Raw genomic sequence first — 7,802 nt, 5'->3', positions numbered from 1 at the left:
AGCCTGGCGAATCTCAATGGCTGAATTGCACCCGACCGGGTGAATCGGCCTTGGCGGTCCGTTATGTAGCCAGCGTTGGAGGTCGCCATTCTTCGGTGATCCTTTTAAACCCGAAGGAAACGCCCCGTGCGGACCCGCATGCGGGGTGTTGTGGAGGCCGGGGGAGAAAAACCCCCGGCTATCCGATTTCAGTCGGCTTCTCACTGTGCACCGGTTGGCTGTGAACAATCGACGAAACAGGGTGGTTGATCGGGGTTCGACAGCTGAGCTGTGGTCTGCCATGCGGCGCAATACGCTATCGCTATTGCGCCCTACACCAGCCCCGCTGGCCGCCGTCAAACGACCAGCATGATGCCGCAGTAGGCCAGACCCAGGCCGATCAGGGTGGCGACCAGGACGTCGCTGGGGTAATGGAGTCCGAGAATGACGCGCGACGCGGCGACGAGGCAGGTGAAGGGGACCAGCAGCCAGGCCAGTTCCGGGATGTAATAGATGGCGACCGTCGAAAAGCTGACCGCGTGGAGCGTGTGGCCGGACGGGAAGCTATAGCGGTCGAGCGGTGGCACGATCGCGATGATGTCGCTTGCATAGCGGCAGGGCCGTTCGCGGCGCGTGACGCCTTTGAGTGATTTGTAGAGGGCGAGTGCGATGCCGCCTGTCGCGAGCATGTGCAGACTGGCCTGCACGCCAGTGAGACCGTAGACCAGCGGCAGGACGCCCATGAGGCTGTACCAGAAGATCCCGTCGCCGAGACGGCTGATGACGGCGAAGGGGCGTTGGATCCAGTTGCGCTGGCCCGACCGACTCCAGAGCCGGCACATCGGCGCTTCGATTTCATTCAGCTGTTGTAGCCATACTTGCATGACGAGCCTCCGTTCCACGCTGTTGGTGGATCACTTCGAAGAGACGTTCCTCGACCCCGCCCAGAACCCGATCCCAACTGATGTCCTCGGCCGTTTTGCGTGCGGCCTTCCCCATTTCACGTAGACGTCCGATATCGCTTACGGTTTCGCGGCTTGCAGCGACGAATGCTGCGTGATCCTCCATGGGCACGGTCATGCCGTTCTCTCCGGGACGGATGTAGGTGTGGGGTGCGGCATAGTCGAAGGCGATGACGGGCAGTCCGCTTGCCATGGCCTCGGTGACCACGTTGCCGAAGGTCTCCGTGAGGCTGGGGAACAGAAAGAGATCGCCAGAGGCATAGTGCGCGGATAGCTCGGCGCCGACCTTTGCTCCGGCGAAGATGAACGCGGGAAATTCGCGCTGCATGTGAACCGCTTCCGGGCCGTCTCCGACCAGCACGAAGCGCGCGCTCGGTCGATGCGACTGGATGGCCTGGAATGCCTCGCGTGCCAGATCCAGATTTTTCTCCGCCGCGATCCGTCCGACATAGAGCACGATCAGATCGTCATCCCCGCAGCCCCAGGCGCGACGTAGTTCGGCGCTACGCCAAGCGGGCGAGAACTGGTCGACGTCCACCCCTCTGCCGAAGACGTGCAGATTGAGGAAGCCGTCCGCAGACAGCTCGGCCTTGAGTTCCGCCGTCGGTACGAGCGTCGTGTCCGATCGGTTGTGGAAATGACGCAGCGAATTGGCGATGCGGCGGGTCAGTAGGCCGAGTCCGTAATGACGGCTGTATTGTTGGAACTGGGTGTGGAATCCGGTGATCGCGGGGATTTTGAGCGCCCGCGCGGCGGACAGTGCCGCGTGGCCGAGCGGTCCCTGGGTCGCGATGTAGACCAGATCCGGTCGATGGCGATGCCAGAAGCGGCGCATGCGCCAATAGACGGGCAGTCCGAAGCGCAAGCCACGGTAGCCTGGAATGGGCAATCCCGGAACCAACATCAGATCCATGTCGGCGCGTTTGGTCGTGTCTTGATCCGCCGTCTGTTTGGGGCGGACGAGTTGGATGCGGTGCCCTCTGTTTGCGAGTCCTTCGGCGAGATGCAGCATGGTGTTCGCGACACCATTGATCTCGGGCGGATAGGTTTCGGTAACGATGGCGACTCGAAGTGCCGGGTTCGTCTTCGCGGAGGATGCGTTCTGTTCTGCGGCAGTCATTGGATCAGCGCCGGGTTTGGGTCGAGGTCCATCGCCTTGTCCGCGCGGTCCGAGACGGGCTCCGGTGCGGAATGGCGCGCGGGGCGTTTCGCGGCGAGGCCCAGTGCCTCCGTGATCACGTCATGGGTGCGTTCCGCCAGTGCGCGGCGAGGGTCGTTCTCGCCCGCCTGGATTGGCGGCAGGAACTGGATGTCGGCGACCAGGTTCGGGTGACGGATGATGCGCCAGAGGCTGGCAACCAGGGTGTCCTCGCCGATATAGGCCGCCTCTCGTTCCGGTGCCGGGTCGGCGCCCCGGCGATAGCCGATCGCGACTGGCTGGATTCTGGGGCCCGAGCCTTGGGCGATGCCGAAGAGTCTGGGGTGGAAGCGTCGCACCTCATGGCCGTCGGTCGTGGTCCCCTCCGGGAAGATCACCAGCGTGCCGCCGGACGCAACCAGCTCGGAGATGTGCGAGGCGATGTCGGTCGTCTGGTTCGCCCCTCGGGCGATGAAGAGGGTCCCGGCAATCTCGGCCATCCAGCCGATGAGCGGCCAGTCGCGGACCTCGGACTTGGAGAGGAAGCCGATCCGGCCCTGCGCGCCGATGATCGGAATATCGAGCCAGGAGATATGGTTGGCGATCAGCAGGCAACCCGGCTCCAGTCGGCCTCGAACCGAGATCCGTACGCCGAGCGTGGCGCACAGCCGTTTGTGCCACCAGGCGGTGACCCGGGGTAGCCAGTCGGGCTGTTGGCCATCCCGGTGGCGCAGGTTCACGTAGAGCGCGATCAAGGCACCCGTACTCAGGTGCTCGACGACTCGAAGGCTCCTCCAAAGTGACTTTCCGACCATCAGGCTCTCATCTTTCGCTAAGGCGTTCCAGGAAATGGCGCGAATACGCAGGATTGAGCTCGTCGACGTTGAGCAGCATCAGGACATCGCCGACGCCGAAATCCGGGTCGCGGCAGGGTTCGCCGCAGGCCTTGGCGCCGAGCCGGATGTAGGCGCGAAGCAGTGCCGGCAAGGGGGCGTCCAAGGTGTCGTCGGATGTCTGGCTGGTGAGCAGCGGCGCGCGCGGTGTCGCCCGCAGGTGCTCGGGGCCCATCGCCTGGCGGCGTATCCGGTTCATGATGGCGGCTGCTTGGATGTCTCGCTCGCCGAGCGGTACGCTGGCGCAGCCGAATAGATAGTCGAACTGATGCAGGTGGATGAATCCGGCCAGGCCGGACCAAAGTACCGCGATGGCGGAGCCCTGTCTGAACTCGGGTGCGATACAGGTGCGGCCGACTTCGAGCAGGCGTCCTGGGAGCGCCTTGATGGGTTCAAGGTCGAACTCGCTCTCGGAGTAGAAGCGCCCGAGCCGTTTGGCCTCGCTATCGGTCAGGATGCGCGTGCAACCGACCACCTGTCCGCTCTTGGTCTCGCGGACCAGGAGATGCTTGCAGTAATCGTCGAATTCGTCGATGTCGAGCTTGGCGGGGCCCTTGAGCTTGGCGCCCATCTCTTCGCCGAAGACCCGGTAGCGCAGGGCCTGCGCCTCGCGCACTTCGTGTTCGGATGTAGCGAGCTCGACGAAAAGTCGCTCACCGCGTGGGGCGACCTGGGCAGAAGCAGACACGGCCATTGAAAACCCTCGACAGTTGTTCGGCAAGTAGAGGGTTATGATATTTTGAGACTATTTCAGCTTGATGTGTGCAGCATGACGGGCTGGTGAAGACGTGCGGGCGGGTTGGTTGGCCAGTATGCTGTCTTGGTTGCTGGTACGCTCGGTGTCCGCCCCGGAACTCAGCTGCGCAGCGAAATGATGGGCCAACCTCGTGAGGCGGCGGTCTCGCGCAGGCTGGGGTCGGGATCGACCGCGACGGGGTGTGTTACACGCTCCAGTAGCGGCAGATCGTTGTGCGAGTCGCTATAGAAGGTGCTTCCGTCGAGATCCAGGTGCTGCTCTTGCAGCCAGGCCTCCAGTCTGAGCACCTTGCCTTCGCGAAAGGCCGGTGTCCCCTCGACTTCTCCCGTGTAGCGTCCCTCGCTCTGGGCTGGGTTCGTCGCGATCAAATGAGGAACGCAGAATCGTTCGGCGATGGGTGCCGTGACGAAGGCGTTGGTGGCGGTGATGATGAGGAGGGTATCGCCGGCATCCCGGTGGCGGGCGATGAGTGCCCGGGCCGAGTCCTGCATGATGGGCTCGATCTGCTCTGTGATGAATGCCTTGCGCAGCCTTTCCATCTCCTCCCTGGGGTTGTCGCGTAGCGGCTGGAGCGAGAAGCGCTGAAATGCGTCGATATCCAGGGTTCCGGCGCGATACTCGGCGTAGAAACGCTCGTTCTCGCGCTCGTAGTGGGCACCGTCGACGATCCCGCTGGCGGCGAGAAATCGTCCCCATAGATGGTCGGAGTCTCCGGCGAGTAGGGTATTGTCGAGATCGAAGAGTGCGAGAGCCATGCGCGGGTGCGTCCTGGGCGTTGCCTGTGCGAGGGTGGTGGAAAGTGCGATCTGACGGGTATTATGCAGCGATACTCGGTCGATTCGTGGCGATACTCGCGGATTTGCTGGCGCGTTTCAAGGGACTGGGCCGCGTGGATGCTGATCCCGGCGCTCGATTTCGAGCGCCGCTTCAATCTGTGCGGGCAAGCTGTTGATTGACAATTGCTTAGCGGATCTGTCTGCTTGCCGCAGATGCGTCGGATATGGAAGAATTGGTCCGAAAACGCCAACTGGATGAGACCCTTTGATCGACCACGACGGCTTCAGACCAAACGTCGGTATCATCCTGAGCAATCAGGATCGCCGCCTATTCTGGGGACGCCGCGTTGGCCAGAACGCATGGCAGTTCCCTCAGGGAGGCATCAACCCGAACGAGACGCCAGAGGAGGCGATGTTCCGCGAGCTCGAAGAGGAGGTCGGTTTGCAGGAACAGCAGGTCACCATTCTCGGTTTCACGCGCGGTTGGCTGCGTTACCACCTTCCCAAACGCTACATCCGCCGTCATTGCGGTCCGACCTGCATCGGTCAGAAGCAGATCTGGTTTATGCTGCGGGTGAATTGTGGCGAAGAGGCATTCTGTCTCGACCATACCGATAAGCCCGAGTTCGACGCCTGGCGCTGGGTCCGATACTGGCAGCCCTTGAACGAGGTGGTCTATTTCAAGCGCCATGTGTATCTACAGGCACTTGAGGAATTGGCGCCAACCCTCTACCCGGATGGTGCTCCACTGCGAGAGAGTCACTATGCGGGCGGGGCGAGGCTCCTGCGGCAGCGCTGTCCGTAGATGGCCTCGGATCCTGACATCGGGTCTCGGCTCGGGCGCTCGGGGGCATTGGTCCCTGCCTCGGCGCCCCTGTCGATCGGTCATCGCCCTCGCCCTATCGCGGCGGCCTTGTTTCATCTCAGCTGAATTCAGGCAAGAGTGTGTCCGATCCCTCACCAAGCCAACAGGCTACATCCCATCAGGCGGCTCCACCGAGCATGCTGGAGTCGCTCCGGCGTATCGTACAGGAGGTCAACAACGCCCCTGACCTCCAACTGGCGCTTGATATCATCGTGCGGCGCGTCAAGCAGGCGGTGGGCGCCGATGTCTGCTCGGTCTATCTCAACGATTTCGAGAATCATCGTCACGTTCTGCAGGCGAGCGAGGGACTGCGACCGGATGCCGTTGGGCGCGTGCGTCTCGAATTGGGTCGCGGCTTGATCGGTCTGGTCAGCGAACGGGCCGAGCCGATCAATCTGGACGACGCGGCCAATCATCCGCGCTACGAGTGCATCATCGACACGGGCGAGGAGCGCTATCACGGCTTCCTCGGCGCACCCATCATCCAGAACCGTAAGGTGCTGGGCGTGCTGGTCTTGCGTCAGCGTCGTCGGCGTCATTTCGGGGAGGACGAGGTTACCTTTGTCATGACCCTCGCCTCGCAGTTGGCCGGTGCCATCACCTTTGCGCGCACCAGTGGCGAACTCGCCCGTCTCCAAGACGACGGTATCCCGCAGCGCTTCCTTCCCGGGCTCGCCGCCTCGTCCGGAATCGGTATCGGCGAGGCCGTTGTGGTCTATCCCCCAGCCGATCTGAATGCGGTACCGGATCGTCGTCCCGACGACGCCGAGGTCGAGGTCCAGGAGTTCCGCCGCGCGGTGGGGGACGTCATACAGGATCTGGAGCGCTTCGCGGCGCGTACCCAGAATCATCTGCGTGCCGAGGACATGGCCCTGTTCGACGCCTGGCGTCTGATGCTCGAAAGCGACACCCTGATCGAGGGGACGCTGTCGCGGATCCGCGCCGGAAATTGGGCGCCTGGCGCCCTGCGCGAGACGATCACCGAGCATGCCCGTGTCTTTGACGACATGGACGACGCCTATCTGCGTGAGCGCGCCTCGGACGTGCGGGATCTGGGACGCTGCATCCTGATGCATCTACAGAATCAGGCGGCCGGTCCGATCGAGTACGCGCCCCAGACGATCCTGGTCGGTGAGGAGATCAGTGCGATGCAGATCGCCGACGTTCCTCGCGAGCGTTTGGTCGGCATCGTCTCGACGACGGGTTCGGGTGCCTCGCACGTCGGCATTCTGGCTCGGGGCATGGGGATTCCGGCCGCCATGGGCGTTTCGGATCTGCCGGTCAGCCGGATCGAGGGGCGCGAGATGGTGGTCGATGGCTACCGTGGGCGCGTCTACGTCTCGCCGGGACCGGCGGTGCGCTCCGAGTATCAGCGGCTCGCCGAGGACGATGCGGCGCTGACGAGCGAGCTACAGACCCTTCGGCATCTGCCGGCCGAGACCACCGATGGTTATCTGGTGCCGCTCTATCTGAACACCGGTCTGGTGTCGGAGGCGCGTCCGCTGGGGATCGAGGAGTCGGCCGGCGTCGGTCTCTATCGCACCGAGCTTCCCTTTATCGTGCGCGACAGCTTCCCGGGCGAGGGAGCCCAGATGGCGAACTATCGCCAAGTCTTGGAGTTGTTCGCACCGCGTCCCGTGACCATTCGTACCCTGGACATCGGTGGCGACAAGCCGCTGCCCTATTTCCCGATGCAGGAAGCCAATCCCTTTCTGGGATGGCGTGGTATCCGCATCACGCTCGATCAGCCGGAAATCTTCCTCACCCAGGTGCGGGCCATCCTGCGCGCGGCGATCGGACTCGACAATCTGCGTCTGCTCTTGCCGATGATCAGCACGGTTGGCGAGGTGGACGATGCCCTTCTGCTGATTCGCCGTGCCCATGACGAACTGTTGGAAGAGGGCTACCAGGTCAAGATGCCGCCGATTGGTGTCATGATCGAGGTGCCTGCTGCCGTCTATCAGACCGAGGCACTGGCTCGGCGCGTCGATTTCCTCTCGGTCGGAACCAACGATCTAACCCAATATCTGCTGGCTGTCGATCGCAATAACCCCCATGTCGCCAAGCTCTACAACGAATACCATCCGGCGGTTCTGCGCGCCCTGCTGCAGATTCTGACCGGGGCTAAGCTGCATGGGCGCGAGGTGAGCGTCTGTGGCGAGATGGCTGGCGATCCACTGGCGACCTTCCTGCTGCTTGGCATGGGCGTGCATAGCCTGAGCATGGGGGCGGGCGGTCTGCTGCGGGTCAAGCGGGTCATTCGCAGTATCAGCCGGGCGCGGGCGCGCGAGGTGCTGAAGGTCGCACTCGAGTGCGAGGATGCCGGCGCGGTGCGCCGGCTGCTCCTGGATGCGCTCGATGGTGTCGGCCTTGGTGCCTTGGTGCGGCCCGGCAAGTAACCAACCGGTGCGGGGGCGCTCGGTCCTCTGGTC

At 63.2% G+C, this 7,802-nt stretch carries 7 protein-coding genes; 2 read left to right on the top strand and 5 right to left on the bottom strand.

Annotated elements, in window-relative coordinates:
• Positions 1 to 335: 335 nt before the first annotated feature.
• The 5 genes from THIDRDRAFT_RS08200 to THIDRDRAFT_RS08180 all read right to left on the bottom strand — a co-directional run bounded on the left by THIDRDRAFT_RS08200 (position 336) and on the right by THIDRDRAFT_RS08180 (position 4,484).
• A complete protein-coding gene (locus THIDRDRAFT_RS08200) occupies positions 336 to 863 on the bottom strand; it encodes a phosphatase PAP2 family protein (RefSeq protein WP_007040371.1) in 528 nt (175 codons plus the stop codon).
• Positions 835 to 2,061: a glycosyltransferase family 4 protein gene (locus THIDRDRAFT_RS08195; RefSeq protein WP_007040370.1), complete on the bottom strand. Its 1,227-nt coding sequence runs from the start codon at positions 2,059 to 2,061 to the stop codon at positions 835 to 837. Before THIDRDRAFT_RS08195 ends, THIDRDRAFT_RS08200 begins: the two co-directional genes overlap by 29 nt.
• Complete coding sequence (locus THIDRDRAFT_RS08190; protein ID WP_007040369.1) at positions 2,058 to 2,894, bottom strand: lysophospholipid acyltransferase family protein; 837 nt, start codon at positions 2,892 to 2,894, stop codon at positions 2,058 to 2,060. The genes THIDRDRAFT_RS08195 and THIDRDRAFT_RS08190 overlap by 4 nt, the downstream gene beginning before the upstream one ends.
• 7 nt (positions 2,895 to 2,901) lie before the next feature.
• Positions 2,902 to 3,666, bottom strand: a complete 765-nt coding sequence (locus THIDRDRAFT_RS08185) for a GNAT family N-acetyltransferase (RefSeq protein WP_007040368.1) — start codon at positions 3,664 to 3,666, stop codon at positions 2,902 to 2,904.
• Positions 3,667 to 3,827: 161 nt separating this feature from the next.
• Complete coding sequence (locus THIDRDRAFT_RS08180; protein WP_007040367.1) at positions 3,828 to 4,484, bottom strand: histidinol-phosphatase; 657 nt, start codon at positions 4,482 to 4,484, stop codon at positions 3,828 to 3,830.
• 286 nt (positions 4,485 to 4,770) lie between these two features.
• On the opposite strand from THIDRDRAFT_RS08180, the gene THIDRDRAFT_RS08175 reads away from it, so the two are divergent.
• Both THIDRDRAFT_RS08175 and ptsP read left to right on the top strand, forming a co-directional pair.
• Positions 4,771 to 5,310 (top strand): RNA pyrophosphohydrolase, encoded by a 540-nt coding sequence (locus THIDRDRAFT_RS08175; protein ID WP_007040366.1) that lies wholly within the window; start codon positions 4,771 to 4,773, stop codon positions 5,308 to 5,310.
• Positions 5,311 to 5,507: 197 nt separating this feature from the next.
• Positions 5,508 to 7,769 carry a phosphoenolpyruvate--protein phosphotransferase gene (gene ptsP / locus THIDRDRAFT_RS08170; protein WP_007040365.1) on the top strand — a complete coding sequence of 754 codons (2,262 nt, stop codon included), beginning with the start codon at positions 5,508 to 5,510 and terminating at the stop codon, positions 7,767 to 7,769.
• Positions 7,770 to 7,802 lie beyond the last annotated feature (33 nt).

This window comes from Thiorhodococcus drewsii AZ1 (genome assembly GCF_000224065.1).
GTDB classification, from domain to species: Bacteria; Pseudomonadota; Gammaproteobacteria; order Chromatiales; family Chromatiaceae; genus Imhoffiella; species Imhoffiella drewsii.
Note: the sequence above shows the minus strand (reverse complement) of the source record. Positions and strands in the feature narration are given on the sequence as shown.